The 14,223-nt window shown below is 70.9% G+C and carries 16 protein-coding genes; 9 read left to right on the top strand and 7 right to left on the bottom strand.

The genetic code is table 11. From position 1 onward, the window contains the following. Both QE377_RS13270 and QE377_RS13265 read left to right on the top strand, forming a co-directional pair. Positions 1 to 528, top strand: a complete 528-nt coding sequence (locus QE377_RS13270) for an RNA polymerase sigma factor (RefSeq protein WP_307324006.1) — start codon at positions 1 to 3, stop codon at positions 526 to 528. Next, positions 525 to 1,094: a hypothetical protein gene (locus QE377_RS13265; RefSeq protein ID WP_307324004.1), complete on the top strand. Its 570-nt coding sequence runs from the start codon at positions 525 to 527 to the stop codon at positions 1,092 to 1,094. Before QE377_RS13270 ends, QE377_RS13265 begins: the two co-directional genes overlap by 4 nt. 84 nt (positions 1,095 to 1,178) lie before the next feature. On the opposite strand, the gene QE377_RS13260 is transcribed toward QE377_RS13265, so the two are convergent. Then, positions 1,179 to 1,727 carry a MarR family winged helix-turn-helix transcriptional regulator gene (locus tag QE377_RS13260; RefSeq protein ID WP_307324001.1) on the bottom strand — a complete coding sequence of 183 codons (549 nt, stop codon included), beginning with the start codon at positions 1,725 to 1,727 and terminating at the stop codon, positions 1,179 to 1,181. Positions 1,728 to 1,835: 108 nt separating this feature from the next. Between QE377_RS13260 and QE377_RS13255 the strand changes: the two genes are divergently transcribed. The 5 genes from QE377_RS13255 (at position 1,836) to QE377_RS13235 (ending at position 6,594) form a co-directional block, all read left to right on the top strand. Then, the gene (locus tag QE377_RS13255; protein ID WP_307323999.1) at positions 1,836 to 3,494 is read left to right on the top strand and encodes a DHA2 family efflux MFS transporter permease subunit; all 1,659 of its coding nucleotides are present in this window, start codon (positions 1,836 to 1,838) and stop codon (positions 3,492 to 3,494) included. Then, entirely contained in the window at positions 3,491 to 4,690 is a 1,200-nt protein-coding gene (locus QE377_RS13250; protein ID WP_307323996.1) for an FAD-dependent monooxygenase, read from the top strand. The genes QE377_RS13255 and QE377_RS13250 overlap by 4 nt, the downstream gene beginning before the upstream one ends. 164 nt (positions 4,691 to 4,854) lie before the next feature. Next, complete coding sequence (locus tag QE377_RS13245) at positions 4,855 to 5,502, top strand: NAD(P)-dependent oxidoreductase (protein WP_307323993.1); 648 nt, start codon at positions 4,855 to 4,857, stop codon at positions 5,500 to 5,502. A 25-nt stretch (positions 5,503 to 5,527) separates the two neighbouring features. Then, positions 5,528 to 5,902: a helix-turn-helix domain-containing protein gene (locus QE377_RS13240; protein ID WP_307323988.1), complete on the top strand. Its 375-nt coding sequence runs from the start codon at positions 5,528 to 5,530 to the stop codon at positions 5,900 to 5,902. Positions 5,903 to 5,913: 11 nt separating this feature from the next. Then, positions 5,914 to 6,594 carry a DsbA family protein gene (locus tag QE377_RS13235; RefSeq protein ID WP_307323986.1) on the top strand — a complete coding sequence of 227 codons (681 nt, stop codon included), beginning with the start codon at positions 5,914 to 5,916 and terminating at the stop codon, positions 6,592 to 6,594. 90 nt (positions 6,595 to 6,684) lie between these two features. On the opposite strand, the gene QE377_RS13230 is transcribed toward QE377_RS13235, so the two are convergent. After that, positions 6,685 to 7,332: an ROK family protein gene (locus tag QE377_RS13230; protein ID WP_307323983.1), complete on the bottom strand. Its 648-nt coding sequence runs from the start codon at positions 7,330 to 7,332 to the stop codon at positions 6,685 to 6,687. Here QE377_RS13230 and QE377_RS13225 point away from each other — a divergent pair. Both QE377_RS13225 and QE377_RS13220 read left to right on the top strand, forming a co-directional pair. Further along, positions 7,331 to 8,698: an MFS transporter gene (locus tag QE377_RS13225; protein WP_307323980.1), complete on the top strand. Its 1,368-nt coding sequence runs from the start codon at positions 7,331 to 7,333 to the stop codon at positions 8,696 to 8,698. The genes QE377_RS13230 and QE377_RS13225 overlap by 2 nt on opposite strands. Before the next feature lie 130 nt (positions 8,699 to 8,828). After that, positions 8,829 to 9,182: a hypothetical protein gene (locus QE377_RS13220; RefSeq protein ID WP_307323977.1), complete on the top strand. Its 354-nt coding sequence runs from the start codon at positions 8,829 to 8,831 to the stop codon at positions 9,180 to 9,182. A 50-nt stretch (positions 9,183 to 9,232) separates the two neighbouring features. Here QE377_RS13220 and QE377_RS13215 read toward each other — a convergent pair whose 3' ends face one another. From QE377_RS13215 to QE377_RS13195, 5 genes are read right to left on the bottom strand one after another with little or no spacing between them, the layout of a single operon-like run. Further along, positions 9,233 to 10,663, bottom strand: a complete 1,431-nt coding sequence (locus QE377_RS13215; RefSeq protein ID WP_307323974.1) for an AMP-binding protein — start codon at positions 10,661 to 10,663, stop codon at positions 9,233 to 9,235. Further along, on the bottom strand, positions 10,660 to 11,763 hold the full coding sequence (locus QE377_RS13210; RefSeq protein ID WP_307323972.1) for an MSMEG_0565 family glycosyltransferase: 1,104 nt from the start codon (positions 11,761 to 11,763) through the stop codon (positions 10,660 to 10,662). Before QE377_RS13210 ends, QE377_RS13215 begins: the two co-directional genes overlap by 4 nt. Before the next feature lie 34 nt (positions 11,764 to 11,797). Then, a complete protein-coding gene (locus tag QE377_RS13205; RefSeq protein ID WP_307323969.1) occupies positions 11,798 to 12,655 on the bottom strand; it encodes a carbon-nitrogen hydrolase family protein in 858 nt (285 codons plus the stop codon). 24 nt (positions 12,656 to 12,679) lie between these two features. Continuing rightward, positions 12,680 to 13,936: an MSMEG_0569 family flavin-dependent oxidoreductase gene (locus QE377_RS13200; protein WP_307323967.1), complete on the bottom strand. Its 1,257-nt coding sequence runs from the start codon at positions 13,934 to 13,936 to the stop codon at positions 12,680 to 12,682. Next, positions 13,933 to 14,223 carry an MSMEG_0570 family nitrogen starvation response protein gene (locus QE377_RS13195; protein WP_307326004.1) on the bottom strand — a complete coding sequence of 97 codons (291 nt, stop codon included), beginning with the start codon at positions 14,221 to 14,223 and terminating at the stop codon, positions 13,933 to 13,935. Before QE377_RS13195 ends, QE377_RS13200 begins: the two co-directional genes overlap by 4 nt.

The raw sequence follows: 14,223 nt of genomic DNA, 5'->3' as shown, positions 1-14,223 counted from the left end.
ATGGAACGCTCCCGAGCGTACGAGTCGCTCGTGCGAACGCACGGCGATGCGGTCCTCCGCTTCCTTCGTCGACGAATCGATCCGCAGACCGCGGACGATGTCTTCTCCGAGACGATGCTGATCGTCTGGAGACGGTTCGACGATGTGCCCGAGGAACCCCTGCCGTGGCTGTACGTCACCGCACGCAACTGCCTGCGAAACGCCGAGCGTTCCGCGCGCAGGCAGTGGCGGGTGGCGGAGCGGATCATCACCGTCGACCCACCGACCGACACCGTGGACCCCGGCCCGGAGGAGGATCCGCGTGCCGACTGCCTGCGCGCGGCCCTGGCCCGTCTGTCGGCCACCGACGCCGAGGTCCTGCGCCTGTGGGCGTGGGAAGAACTCGGACCGCCCGAGATCGCGACGGTCCTGGACATCACGACCAACGCGGCCACCATCCGACTGCATCGAGCCAAGAAGAAACTGCGACAAGAGATGGAAGCACCACGCCGACCAACCGGCACTACCACGAAAGGGGGAGAGCGATGAACGATGATGACCTGAGGGCACTGATGCGCCAGGCGGACCCGACCACGGGCGACCCGAGCCTGGACGACGCCCGGATCCGGCGCATCGTGGCCGCCGCGGAGCGCGACGACCTCGCCGGCAACACCGCGACCGCCCCCCGCCACCGGCGGCGTCTGTTCGCCGGGGTCTCCCTCGGAGCCGCCGCCACAGCCGGAGCGGCGGCCCTGATCGCCAGCCTCGTCGCCACGCCCGCCATCCAAGCCCCCGGCCCCGACGAAACCCCCGCCGCATGCCAGGCACCGACCGTGGCGAGCCTTCAAGAATTCGACACCGCCTACGAAGCCACCGCAACAGCCGTCACAGGCGAGAACGTCACCCTCACCGTCACCGAGGTGTTCGCCGGCACTCCCGGCACGACGTTGACCGTCGAACAGGTGCAGGAAGACACCGGCGTCCTGTTCACCGCCGGCCAGACGTACCTCGTCGCCGCAACGGACGACTTCATCTCACCCTGCGACAGCGGCCCCGCAACGGACGCGCTCCGACAGCTCTACACCACCGCCTTCGGGACGTCCTCGAACGGCTGATCGCTGCAGGCCGGGGCCGCTCCCCGGCCTGCAGTCACAACTCCCGAGGGATCGCGACGCGGCCAGAACGTCGACGACGTCCCTTCAGCGCTCTGCCCCGCCGCGATCTTTCAAGGGCTCACCCGTGTCTCCGGCGGACGCGTTCTCGCTCCCGGGGCCCTCCGAGATATAGTCGTCGGTGGCATCCCTCATCGCCATCAGCGCCGCCGAGAACTCGGCGAGGAACGCCGGCGAGTGCGCGGCGAGCATCGCGTCGAGGCGCCGCCCGAGAGGCGCGAAGAACTCATCGGCCAGTCGCTGGACCTCGGGTGTCGAATGCAGCGTCACGACCCGCCGATCCGTCTGCGTGCGGCTGCGGGTGACGTGGCCGACTGCTTCGAGCCGGTTCAGAAGGGTCGAGGTGGCACCGAAGCTGAGTCCGATCTGGTCGCTCAGCCTCGCCGGTGACAGCGGCCTGCCGCGCTCTTCGGCTCCGAGGATCTCGATCATCGCCGCAGCGTCCGTGGAGTGCAATCCGGCGTATGCGGCGAAGGCCCGCGCGACCTGCGCATACGTCGCGCCGTAGGCGCGGAGTGCGTCCGTGACCGAGGGCGAAACCGGGTCCAGAGCGTGAGCGGCGTCGTCCTCACCCATGAAGCCCTCCCGTCCCGACGTCCTGCGACCGGACTTGCAGGTTATCACTTCATCAAGTTATTCTCCCGAAGAATCATTCTACGGTAGAACTATTTGAGGAGAGACGCAATGCCACGATCCGAGAGTGCTCGCCGCTGGATCGGCCTGATAGCCGTGGCTCTGGGGGTCGCCCTGATCGTCGTGGACACGACGATCGTCAACGTCATCACCCCCTCGGTGATCGACGACCTGGGCATCGACTCGAGCCAGGCGCAGTGGATCCAGGAGTCGTACGCGATCGTCTTCGCCGCGCTGTTGCTCGTCGTCGGACGCATCTCCGACCTGTGGGGCGCGAAGACGGTGTTCCTCGCCGGCGTCGTCGTCTTCGGCCTCACGAGCTTGCTCGCCGGTCTCGCCCCCACGGGCGAGATCCTGGTCCTCGCCCGCTTCCTACAGGGCGTCGGCGCCGCAGCCGTGCTCCCGACCTCGCTCGCCCTGCTCAACGCGATGTTCGTCGGTGCCGCGCGCGGCAAGGCGTTCGCCGTCTGGGGCTCGACGATCGGCGCTGCCACTGCGCTCGGCCCCGTCCTCGGCGGCTGGCTCTCCGAGCACGCCTCGTGGCGCTGGGCGTTCGGCATCAACATTCCGCTGACGATCGTCATCGTCGTCATCGGGGTGCTGTTCCTCCTTCAGCCCGCCCGCTCGCGTGGCGGCGTCGACGTCATCAGCGCCGCCCTCTCGGTCAGCGGTCTCGGGCTGCTCGCGTTCGGGCTCGTCGAGGGTCGTGTCTACGGCTGGGTCATCAGCGAGAACGCCTTCGAGGTGTTCGGCTTCCGCTGGGACTCCGGCCTGTCGCCCGCCTTCGTCGCACTCGTCGCCTCGGCGTTCCTCCTCGCCTCGTTCATCTGGAGGCAGGCACGGCTCAGCCGCCCCGGCAGCCGCCAGCAGCCGCTCATGGACACGCGCCTGTTCTCGATCGCGTCCTTCCGCAACGGCAACGTAGCCACTCTGATCATCGGGCTCGGCGAGTTCGGCATCATCGCCGTGCTGCCCCTCTGGCTGCAGTTCACCCTGGGCTACTCACCCCTGCAGGCGGGCCTGGCCCTCGTCCCGATCGCGATCGGCAGCTTTGTCGCCAGCGGCATCAGCTTCCCCCTCTCGAACCGTGTCAGCGCGCTGGCCTTCGTGCGACTCGGACTGGTGCTCGAGGTGCTCGGCCTCGCCGGCCTCGGTCTCGTCGCGGCTGTCACCGACGCATCGTGGCCGCTCATCGCGGTCGTCCTCTTCTTCTACGGCGTGGGCGTCGGCTTCGCCACCGCGCAGGTCACCAACGTCGTCCTCGCCGACGTGCCCGCCGAGGAGGGCGGTCAGAGCTCGGGCATCCAGAGCACCTTCCGCCAGCTCGGCTCGGCGCTCGGGATCGCGGCGCTCACGACCGTCTTCTTCTCGACCTTGGGCGGGGGACTGCAGAACAGGCTCGAGGACAACGGGTATGCCTCCTCTGACGCGAAAGACTTCGCCGATGCCGTGACCGACAGCGCCGGCGCGGCGATCGAACCGATCGGTCAGTTGCCGGGCCTCGAGAACGTCGCCGACCTGGCACGTCAGGCGATGACGGATGCCGTGGCCTTCGGCGCCTTCCTCGCCGCCGGGTTCTTGGTGGTCGGCGTCATCGCCACCTTCCTGATCCCCTCGCGACCGGCGGGCGTCGAGGCAGCGCGCGGCGTCGAGCGGCAGGCCGGCGAGCCGTCGGCCGCGGCGACAGTCACGACGGAGGTGGCGCGATGACGGCGCGCCGGCGCGTCCTCATCAGCGGCGCGAGCATTGCGGGGCCGGCACTGGCCTTCTGGATGGAGCGCGCGGCGTGGGACGTCACCGTCATCGAGCGCGCGCCCGAACTGCGCGCGGGCGGACAGAACATCGACATCCGCGGCGCCGGTCGCGAGGTGGTGCGCCGCATGGGAGTCGAAGAGGCGATCCGGGCCCGGAACACGCGTGAGGCAGGAACGCGATTCATCGGGACCCGCGGGCAGACGGTGGCGAGCTTCCCCGCCGGGCGTGACGACACCGGCGGGGCGACGGCCGAGCTCGAAATCCTCCGCGGCGAGTTGTCGCAGGTGTTGTTCGACCTCACCGACGAGCGCGTCGAGTACCGCTTCGGCACCACGATCCGTTCGATCGACGATCACGGTGCCGGCGCACACGTCACGTTCGACGACGGAACCGACGAGCAGTTCGACCTCGTCGTGATCGCCGAGGGCATGCGCTCTCGCACACGCCGACTGGTCTTCCCCGGCATCGATCCGATCGTCTCGAAGAACATGTCGACGGCCTACCTGACCATCCCACGGGAACCCGACGACACCGACTGGTGGCGGTGGTACACCGCCACGGGCGGACGGACTATCACCCTGCGCCCCGACAACCTGGGAACGATCCGCGCCACACTGTCCTACCCGACCCGCGGCGATGAGCGGGCCGACGCAGGCGACGATGACTCCGGTCGTTCGCGAGACGCGCTGCTCAGGCGATTCGCGGATGCCGGGTGGCAAGCGCCTCGCGTCTTGCGCGAGATGGCCCACGCCGAGGAGTTCTATCTCGAGAGAGTCGGCCAGGTACACCTCGACACGTGGCACCGTGGCAGAGTCGCGCTCGTCGGCGACGCAGCCTATTGCGCGTCTCCCCTGAGCGGCATGGGCACGACCCTCTCGCTGGTGGGTGCCTACGTCTTGGCCGGCGAGCTCGGGCGCAGCACCGATGTCGAGACGGCCCTTCAGCGCTACGTGGACATCCTCCGCCCGTTCGTCGCGCGTGCACAAGATCTGCCACCAGGCACACCGCGACTCGCAAATCCCCGCTCTCGCGCCGGACGAGCTCTCTTTCACGGGGTGCTGCGAGCGGCCTCATCGCGCGCCGGACGTCGACTGACCACGGGCCTGTTCCGCCCTCCCGCCGAGACGTTCGCACTGCCCGACTACGGGTGACCCGCGGGCCCGGTGCCGCCGGCCCCTCCGGTGGAGAGAACGTGGCAAATCGCATCCCGCGGCCCACGCCCGCGGCAGCACGTGCGCGCTGTGCTCGAGATGGGCGAGGCGCGCCCAATCTGTGCTATCTTTTAGATACTAACTCCCCTACAGATAGGAACACCATGGCAAAGGTCGTCGTCTTCGGCTCCACCGGCTACGCGGGAGGCAACATCGCCGCGGAGCTCACCCACCGCGGCCACGAGGTCATCGGGGTCTCGCGCTCGGGCGGCGAGACCGCCGAGGGCGTGGCATCCGTCGCCGGCTCGATCTTCGACGAGACGTTCGTGCGCGAGATCACGGCCGACGCGCAGCACATCGTCGTCGCCCTGCCCGCGACCGCGCGCCAGGAGGGCGAGCCGAACCTGATCGTCGCCCTGCCTGCGGTCGTCTCCGCCGCCCTGGCGGCGGGAGCGCGCCTCGGCGTCGTGGGCGGCGCCGGTTCGCTCGCCGTCGCCGAAGGCGGCCCGCGCCTGGTCGACACCGACGAGTTCCCCGCCGCCTTCGCACCCGAGGCACGCGCGCACGGCGAGATCCTCGACGCGCTGCGCGACAGCGACGCCGCCCTCGACTGGTTCTACCTCAGCCCCGCCGCCACCTTCGGCTCGTGGAACCCCGGCCAGCGCACCGGCACCTTCCGCCTGGGCGGCGACGTGCTGCTGACGGATGCCGAGGGCACCTCCGCGATCTCGGGCGCCGACTACGCCATCGCCTTCGTCGACGAGATCGAGAAGCACGCTCACCCCCGCGCGCGCTTCTCTGTGGCTTACTGAATCCCTACCGATCGAGAGGACGCCCATGGACGAGGTACTCGGCTTCGACCCGTACAACCCCGACTGCCCCAGCCGGCAGCTGGTGGACCGGATCGGCGACCGCTGGACGATTCTCGTCATCGGCGTCCTCTCGAACGGACCCGCGCGCCACGGCGATCTCGCACGACGAGTCGCCGGCATCTCCCCCAAGATGCTGTCTCAAACGTTGAAGGGTCTCGAACGCGACGGTCTGCTCACTCGCACCGTCCAACCCACGAGCCCGCCCCACGCGATCTACGAGCTGACCGAACGCGGCGCGAGCCTCGGCCCCCTGCTGCTCGCGGTCGAGAACTGGGCTCGCGCCCACATGCAGGACGTGCTCGACGCGCGTCACGCGTTCGACGAAGCCGCCCCCCGATGACGGGACATCCCATGCACGACCTCCTCTACGTCTTCGACGCCTACTGCGGCTGGTGCTACGGCATGGCGCCGGCCCTGCACGAGCTGGCCGCCGATGACGACATCCGCGTCACCGTGGTCCACGGCGCTCTGTTCTCGGGCGCGAACTCCGCCCCGATCGGGCGCTTCGGCCACATCCCCGACGCGAACGCCCGCATCGCCGAGCTGACCGGTGTCGCCTTCGGCCCCGACTACGAGCGCCTTCTGAGCGAGGGCCGCATGCTGCTGGACTCGGATGCCGCGGCCCGCGGCCTCGCCGCCCTGCGTGCGAACGCGGGCGAGCACCGCGCGCTCGAGATGGCGGCTGCCATGCAGGCGGCGTTCTACCGCGACGGTCGCAGCCTCTCGGATGCCGAGACCTACGCCGTCATCGCGGCCGACCGCGGACTCGACACCGCCGCCGTGAGGGGGCACCTCGACGACGACGTGATCGCCGGCCAGGCCCGACGGGATCAGGATTGGCTCGCCGATCTCGGCGTCCACAGCTACCCGATGCTGCTGCTGCGGCGCGGTGACGAGCTCGTGCAGATCGGAAGCCCGACCGCCTCACCCGCGCAGCTACGGGCGCAGATCGCCGCCGCGGCGCGGGTCGTGACGGCACCGCGGGAGGCCGCCGCGGGGCTCGCGTGCAGCTCGGACGGCTGCGCCGACTGAACACCCGGCTCCTGGAGCCGCGAGCCGGGCTGCGGCAGGGTGCGGGGCCTCACCGGGGCGGCCGGATGCGCGTCGTGTGGCGCGCGGGACTCAGAGCAGTCCCGCCCCCGCCAGGATCGACGTGTGCTTCAGGTCGGAGGCCACGACCGTCATCCCCGCCGTGATGCCGGGGTGGGTGTGCTGCGTGATGCTGCGGACGAGGCTCTGCGTCACCGCGTCGTCGCCCACCTCGGTCAGGGTGTCGTTGATGATCACGGCGTCGGGGTCGAAGACGTTGGCGACACTGCCGACGGCTCGACCGATCTGCCAGCCGATGTCGGCGAACAGACGCCGAACGGCGGGGTCGCCCTGCGCCGACGCGGTCGACAGCTCTTCGTACGCCTCCGCGTTCATGTCGACCCCGCGCGCCTGGAGGAACAGCCGGAGCTGGTTCGCCGTCTCGGCTGCGAGGCAACCGCGTTGCCCGCAGGGACAGATGACGCCGTCGGCGTGAACGCTGACGTGACTGATCTCACCGGCGAAGCCACGCGCCCCCTCGAACACGCGACCGTCGACGACGATGCCGGAGCCGATCCCTTCGTGACCGATCCCGAGGACGATGAAGTTCTTTCTCCCGCGCCCCGCCCCGAGGCGGAGCTCGGCGAGGGTGGCGAGCGTCGCACCGTTGGCGATCGTGACGGGGATGCCGAGCGCCGACGAGAACTCGTCGACGGTCGCACCGTCGGTCCAACTCGGCATGAGCGCGCGCGCCAGCCGGGTCGACGAGCTGGCGCTCGTAGTCCACCATCGTCGGAAGTCCGAGGACCGCGCGCGACGGGTGGCGTCCCTCTTCGCGATCGAGAGAACGTTCGAGCGCGACGAGGGTGCCCACCGTGTGCGAGCGACCGAGCGCGATGTCGGCGTTCGCTTCGGCGACGGACAGGATCGCCCCGGCGGAGTCGACCAGGGCAACCCGGAGACGGTCGGTGGAAATGTCGGCGGCGAGCGTCACATCCTGTCGCACCGGGAGGCGCAGGACCCGCGCGGGATCGGCGCTGCCTGCGCACTCTTCGCCAACCCGATCTTCGGGCGCCTCAGCGACAAGTCGACCTCGCGCTTCGGTCAGCGGCGCCCCTTCATCCTCGGCGGCGTGCTTGTGGGGATCATCGCAACGTTCTTCCTGGGCGCGGCGACGACCGTTCCGATGATCGCCGTCGCATGGTGTATCGCGCAGGTAGGCTTCAACACCGCCCTCGCCGCGACCGTGGCCGTGCTGCCCGAGCGCGTTCCCGCACACAAGCGCGGTCGGGTGTCGGCGTGGCTCGGCTCCGGCAGTCAAATCGGGGCCGTCGCCGGAACGTTCCTCGTGCAGGGGACCGGCACGCAGGGCGTGTGGATGTTCCTCGCCCCCGCCGCGCTCGCCCTCGTGCTCGTGGTCATCTTCGTCGCCGGTCTCAAGGAAGCGCCGCGCACCCGCGCGGAGGTCGGCCGGTTCCGTCTCGCCGACATCTTCACCGCGCTGTGGATCAACCCGTTCCGTCTTCCGGCCTTTGGACTCGCGTGGGTGGGTCGCTTCCTCGTCTGGACCGCGCTGGCCCTGCTGACGACGTACAAGACCTACTTCCTCAGCGACCACCTCGGCCTGCCCAAGGAGGCGCTGCCGAATCTGCTCTTCATCTCCATGCTGGCGCTCGCGGCCAGCGTGTTCGTCAGCAGCCTCCTCGCGGGCTGGCTGAGCGACCTCGTGAAACGACGCAAGGTCTTCGTCATCGCCGCCTCGCTCGGCTACGCGGCCGCGATGATCGTCGTGGCCACCGCCACCGGCTTCGACGGGTTCCTCGTCGGCGTCGCGATCGGCGGTCTGTCGCAGGGGGCGTACATGGGCGTCGACTACGCGCTCGTCTCGGACGTACTGCCCGACTCCGACACAGAAGCCGCGAAGGGCATGGGCGTGTTCAACCTGTCCAGCACCGTGCCCCAGACGGTCGCCCCCGTACTCGCCCCGGTGCTCCTGCTGATCGGGGCGACGCCCGGCAGCCAGAATTACGTCGCCCTCTACGTCGGCGCGGCGGTCTTCGCCCTGCTGGGCGCCGCGGCGATCGCCGTCATCCGCGGCGTCCGCTGATCCGACCGGGCGGCGGTCCGCGATCCTGCACCACTTCTCCACCAAGGAGAAGCTGCTCCTGGCGACGCTCGAGCGCTTCTACGACGAACACGGCACGCTGCGCGATGCCGAGGGTCGGGGCATCGACGAGATGCCGGTTCCCGACTACCTCGAGCTCGCCGCAGCCACCAACGAGCGTCGCGCAGACCTGGTGCGCTTCTACGCGGTGCTCTCGGCCGAGAGCACGACCGAGGAGCATCCCGCTCAGGAGTTCTTCCGCACGCGATTCGCGCAGATGCGCGGTCATCTCACCGACAAGATCCAGGCCGAGTGGGGCGGTTCCCTCTCCCCCGAACGTGCGCGCGATCTCGTCACCCTCGCGGTGGCGGCCCTCGACGGCCTGCAGACCCAGTGGATCCTCGAACCCCGCGTTGCGATGACCTCGTGTGTCGCCCTGCTGCGGCGCGTCCTCTCCCCCGCCCCGGAGGATTCGCGCAAGGTCTGAGGGGCCGCGGCCCCGCTGCAGCGTTCGGGGCGCGACGTCTTCACCGCCACTCAGCCGACGAACCGCTCCGCCAGCGCCGACCGCCGCACCTTCCCGGCGTCGTTGCGTAGCGGCGTGATCGACAGGTGCAGGACGGCGGGAGCGCGCCGTCCCAGCTGAGACCGCGCCGCCGCGGCGACAACCGGGAGCGCCGTGGCATCCGTCAGCCGGACGGCCGCGTGGACGACTCGCCCCCATTCGTCGTCGGGCACGCCGAAAGCGACGGCTTCGACGACCGCGGGGTGCGCGTCGAGCACCGCCTCGACTGTGGCGGGGGCGATCCTGTCGCCCCCGCGGTTGATCATGTCGTCGGACCGGTCGTGCAGGAACAGGTAACCGTCGGCGTCCACGTGTCCGATGTCGCCGAGGGTGTCCCAACCCGCGGCGTCGCGGCGCGACGCCGCGCCGACGTATGAGTAGGCTGCCGCGGAGCCGCGGCGCATCCAGACCAGTCCTGCCTCCCCGACCGGGACATCATCGCCCCGCTCGTCTCGGATGCGCACGCCGGTGCCCCCGATCGGGCGACCGACGCTGCCCGGGCGCTCGAGCCACTCGGTGCCCGTGATGCGGGTGAGACCGTTCGACTCGCTACCGGCGTAGACCTCGTCGACGCGCTCGGGACCGAGCCAGTCGATGAAGTCGCGCTTGAGAGCGGGCGGGCACGGAGCCCCCATGTGCAGCACGCTCTCGATACTGGCGACCCGTTCGGCCGCCCGCACCTCGGGCGGAAGACGCAGCAGTCGCGTCATCATCGTCGGAACCAGCAGTCCCCACGTCGCCCGGTGCGTCTCGACGGCCGTGACCCACGCCGCGGGGTCGAACCGATCGAGGATGACGAGACGGTGGCCCGTCAGCAGGCCGCGGAACGCGTAGGTGAACACGGCCGAGTGCCACAGGGGTCCGGCGACGATCTGCGTCGCCCGGCGGGGCAGGAACTCCGCGACCGGGCGCGAGGGGTCCAGGCTCGCGGGCGCGGCGGCGCGCACGATCTTGGGCCGTCCCGTCGAGCCCGAGGTCGCCGGGGCCTTCCAGCACGATGCCGCCGTATCCGGCAGCTCGCCGCCGCGCGGGGCCACGCGCGCCCCGGGCAGCCACGCGATCCCCGGCGACGCGGGCCGCGACCCCACGGCGGCCGCGGGCACGGCCAGCGCCTCCAGGGCACCGCGCTCCGCCGCGGTCAGCTCGGTCGACAGGGGCTGCGGCGTCGCGCCCGCCCGCCAGATCCCGAAGCACGCGACCAAGAAGTCACGCCCGTTGCGCAGCGACACCGCGACGAGGTCGTCGCGCCGCACACCACGGCGGAGGAGTTCGTGCGCGAGCGCCGAGGCCGCGGCATCCAGCTCCCTCGCCGTCATCGCCCCGGCACTGTCCACGACGAGAGGCTCGTCGGGATCGGCCCGCGCGCGCTCAGCGAGGATCGCCGAGAATGTCTGCTCGGTCATCGCGGGCTCGCCAGCGGCACGCGGGCGTAGAACTCCTCGTGCGTTCGCGCCGCGCGGTCCCAGGTGTGGGCGCGGGCGAGCTCGACCCCGGCGGCCGTGTCGACCGACGCCCGTCCGCGCAGCACCGCGTCGAGCTGGGCTGCGATCTCGGATGGCGTCGACGCGTAGAGCACCGCGTCGCCGAACACCTCGCGGATCACCGGCAGGTCTCGCGCGACCACCGGCGTGGCCGCGGCGAGCGCCTCCATCGCCGCCAGGCCGAAGCCTTCCTTGGTCGAGACGAATGCGAGCGCGCGGGCCTCGGCGACGAGGGCCGGCAGCGCGGCGTCGTCGACCGGCCCGAGGATGATCGGACGGATGCCGAGCTCCGCCGCGCGCGCTTCGAAGCGGTCCCGGTACTCGCGGTAGTCGAACAGGGTCTCGCCGCCGCCGAACACCAGGCGCACATCGGGATGCTCGTCGCGGGTGAGGGCGTAGGCCTCGAGCAGGTCGAGGGAGCCCTTGCGCGGCTCGATGCCCCCGAGGGCCAGGACGTAGGCGCCGAGCTCCGTCCGCCACTGCGCCCGGGCATCGTGTGCCTCGGCCGCGGCGGCGAACCGTTCGGCATCCACCCCGTTCGCGATCACCTCGGGGCGTACGCCGTACCCCTCCTCGACCTCGCGCGCGACGGCCCGCGAGACGCACAGTCGCGCCACCGGTTCGACGACCGCACGGTCGTGGCACGCCACGAGCTGCGGCGTCGTGAACGCGTCGAGGTGGTGGATCGTTCGGACGACCGGGATGCCGCGACGAAGCGCCGCGTTCGCCGAGATGCAGTCCTGCGCGTGGACGATGTCGGCATCCGGGTCCAGCGCCGCGCCCATCAGATCGATCGAGCGCTCGATGCGCTCCCCCACGCCCTCGCCGTCGCGCGGCGGGAAGGGCACGACGCGCACGCGGACGCGCGGGTCGACCGGACGGAAGAACGCGGTGTCGTCGCCGCGCCCCAGCGTCCACACCTCGACCTCGTGGCCGCGTGCGGCGAGCGCCTCGGCGAGCGCGAGCGTGTGCACGACCCCGCCGCGGGGCTTCGTGGAGTAGGTCAGCTGCGCGATGCGCATGGTGGTCCTTTCCGTGTGCCCCGCGGCGCGGAGCTCAGGCGGGAGCGGTGAGTCGGTAGGCGTGCTCCGCGCGCTGTGCCAGGTGGTTGAGCGAACGGCGCGCGCGAGCGATGTCGGTCGAGACGTCGGCCTCGGCGACGGCGAGCCCGCCCTTCGCCCAGGTCTTGGCGACGATCTCGCCCGCGGGGTCGACGACCTTCGCCTGCCCGAGGAACCGCAGGCCGCCCAGCACGCCGGTCTGGTTCGACGACACGAGGTAGACCTGGTTCTCCGCTGCCCGGGCGCAGTCGTACAGGTCGAACAGGTGAGCCTGCCGGTCGTTGCGGATCCGGTCGGAACGGTCGGTCACGCTTGCCGGCCACGCGCTCAGGCACGCGATGACCTGGGCGCCGTCGAGCGCGACCGACCGCGCCGCCTCGGGGAAGGTCTTGTCGAAGTCGATCAGCATGCCGATGCGACCGACCGGGGTGTCGAATGCGCGGAAGTCGTCGCCGGCGGCGTAGACCTCCGACTCGCCCAGCGGCAGGTGCACCTTGCGATGCACCCCGAGCACGCCGTCACCCGTCACGCACACGGCCGAGTTGTAGCGCAACTGCTCTCCGCCCTCGGTCGCGCGTTCCGCGATCCCGAAGCACACCGTCATGTCACCCGCCAGGGCGACGATCGCGGCGACCTCGGGCCCGTCGATCTCGACGGAGTGCGGGATGCCGTCCCCCTCCTCCACCGGGTGGTGTAGGTCGAGCAGGTAGCCGCCGATCGTGGCATCCGGGAGGACGAGGAGGTCGACGCCGCGGTCACGCGCGTCCTCGACGATGCCGGGGAGCTTCGCGAGTGTCCGCTCGACGTCGCGACCGAAGTGGGCCGCCACCGCAGCCATCGTGACGGATGCCATTCCCCGAGAGTACGCGGTGGCCGTTCAGCGCACCGCGAGGACGCTCCGCGACCCCGCCACGATCGAGGTGGCGACGTGCTCGGCATCCCGTGCGATCGCGTGGAAACGGCCCGAGCCCCACGTGTGCAGCCATGGGAGTCCCACGAACGTGAACCCGGGCACCGCCGTGACTCCACGCTCGTGCGCCGGGTGACCGCTCGCATCGAGCACGTCGAGATCGCCGAGCCACGACCAGTCCGCACGGAAGCCGATCGCCCAGACGACGGCATCGATCTCGTCGAGGTCGAGCTGCGTGGGACCCGCGGGCGGCGTCCACACCGGCCGGTAGCGCTCCTCGACGGGAGCGTCGATCCCCTCGCGGGCGATGTAGGCGTCGATATCGTTCTTGATCGACTCGGCGACTGAGTCGGCCCGGTCGAGGTTGGCCGTGAGGCTGTCGTCGAACGCGAGGCTTCCGTCGGCGACGCCGATCGCCCGTCCGTGGAGGCCCATCCCCTGCGCCGCGAAGAGGCGGAGGTCGATGTCGCGTCCGCCGTCGCGCCCGGTGACGTAGTGGTTGGTCGCCGCGCGTTTGGCGGCGGCCTGCTCACCCACCGGCACGTCGTAGACGCCCATGTCGGCGAGCCACGTCATGCAGTCCCGCCCGCGGTAGAACCGCGCCACGCGCGGCGCGCGCCCCACGGCGAGGTGCACCTGGCGCCCCTCGAGGTGGAGGTCCTCGGCGATCTGCGTGCCCGACTGCCCCGTCCCCACCACGAGCACCGAACCCGGGAGCTGTCCCGCATTGCGGTAGTGGTGCGAGTGCATCTGCACGATGCGCTCGGGCAGGTCGTCGGCCCACGACGGCGTGATGGGGCGGTGATAGCCCCCGGTCGCCGAGGTGACGGCATCCGCGGTGATCTCGCCCGCGCTGGTCTGCACGACGAACACGCCGTCGTCGCGACGGTCGACCCGCCGCACCTCCACGCCCGCGGCGATCGGAGCGCCGAACGTGTCGGCGTAGCCGCGCACCCAGGCGTAGACCTCGTCGCGAGTCATGAACCCGTCGGGGTCGGGGCCGTCGTAGGCGTAACCGGGAAGCCGGCAGTGCCAGTTGGGGGTCACGAGGGTGAAGTTGTCCCACCGGCCGTCGCGCCACTCGTGCCCCGCGGAGTCCCGCTCGATCACGACGTGCCGCACGCCCGCCTGCGCGAGGTGCCAGCTGACCGAGAGGCCCGCCTGGCCGCCGCCGACGATGACCGCGGAGTAGTGGTCGCCCGGCTGCAGGTCGACGGCGATCATGACGCACCCACCGGGAGGGGAGGCTCCATGAGCAGCACGGTGACCTCGCCGCCGTCGTAGGCAGCCGCCGACCGCACGATCTCGTCACGAGATGCCATGGCCGAGGTGCATGCGAAGCCGTAGGCGGCCCGCACGCGTTCGCCCGCGGCATCCAGGGCCTCACTCGATCGCGCGACGAAATCGGCGACGTCGTAGCTGCTCCCCGTGGAGAGGTAGTCGTGCATCACGAGGCTCGGCGAGTAGTGCGAGGACTCGACACCGTCGGGCCAGCGCACCGCGAAACGCAT

Origin of the sequence: Microbacterium sp. SORGH_AS_0862 (assembly GCF_030818795.1) — a bacterium.
Lineage (GTDB): Bacteria > Actinomycetota > Actinomycetes > Actinomycetales > Microbacteriaceae > Microbacterium.
Note: the sequence above shows the minus strand (reverse complement) of the source record. Positions and strands in the feature narration are given on the sequence as shown.

Coding starts and splice junctions, on each gene's coding strand:
- QE377_RS13245 (WP_307323993.1), top strand. CDS start 4,855: ATGGCAAAGGTCGTCGTCTTCGGCTCCACCGGCTACGCGGGAGGCAAC.
- QE377_RS13205 (WP_307323969.1), bottom strand. CDS start 12,655: ATGGCATCCGTCACGATGGCTGCGGTGGCGGCCCACTTCGGTCGCGAC.
- QE377_RS13225 (WP_307323980.1), top strand. CDS start 7,331: ATGAGCGCGCGCGCCAGCCGGGTCGACGAGCTGGCGCTCGTAGTCCAC.
- QE377_RS13255 (WP_307323999.1), top strand. CDS start 1,836: ATGCCACGATCCGAGAGTGCTCGCCGCTGGATCGGCCTGATAGCCGTG.
- QE377_RS13210 (WP_307323972.1), bottom strand. CDS start 11,763: ATGCGCATCGCGCAGCTGACCTACTCCACGAAGCCCCGCGGCGGGGTC.
- QE377_RS13250 (WP_307323996.1), top strand. CDS start 3,491: ATGACGGCGCGCCGGCGCGTCCTCATCAGCGGCGCGAGCATTGCGGGG.
- QE377_RS13260 (WP_307324001.1), bottom strand. CDS start 1,727: ATGGGTGAGGACGACGCCGCTCACGCTCTGGACCCGGTTTCGCCCTCG.
- QE377_RS13235 (WP_307323986.1), top strand. CDS start 5,914: ATGCACGACCTCCTCTACGTCTTCGACGCCTACTGCGGCTGGTGCTAC.
- QE377_RS13200 (WP_307323967.1), bottom strand. CDS start 13,936: ATGATCGCCGTCGACCTGCAGCCGGGCGACCACTACTCCGCGGTCATC.
- QE377_RS13240 (WP_307323988.1), top strand. CDS start 5,528: ATGGACGAGGTACTCGGCTTCGACCCGTACAACCCCGACTGCCCCAGC.
- QE377_RS13230 (WP_307323983.1), bottom strand. CDS start 7,332: ATGCCGAGTTGGACCGACGGTGCGACCGTCGACGAGTTCTCGTCGGCG.
- QE377_RS13195 (WP_307326004.1), bottom strand. CDS start 14,223: ATGCGTTTCGCGGTGCGCTGGCCCGACGGTGTCGAGTCCTCGCACTAC.
- QE377_RS13215 (WP_307323974.1), bottom strand. CDS start 10,663: ATGACCGAGCAGACATTCTCGGCGATCCTCGCTGAGCGCGCGCGGGCC.
- QE377_RS13265 (WP_307324004.1), top strand. CDS start 525: ATGAACGATGATGACCTGAGGGCACTGATGCGCCAGGCGGACCCGACC.
- QE377_RS13270 (WP_307324006.1), top strand. CDS start 1: ATGGAACGCTCCCGAGCGTACGAGTCGCTCGTGCGAACGCACGGCGAT.
- QE377_RS13220 (WP_307323977.1), top strand. CDS start 8,829: ATGCCGGTTCCCGACTACCTCGAGCTCGCCGCAGCCACCAACGAGCGT.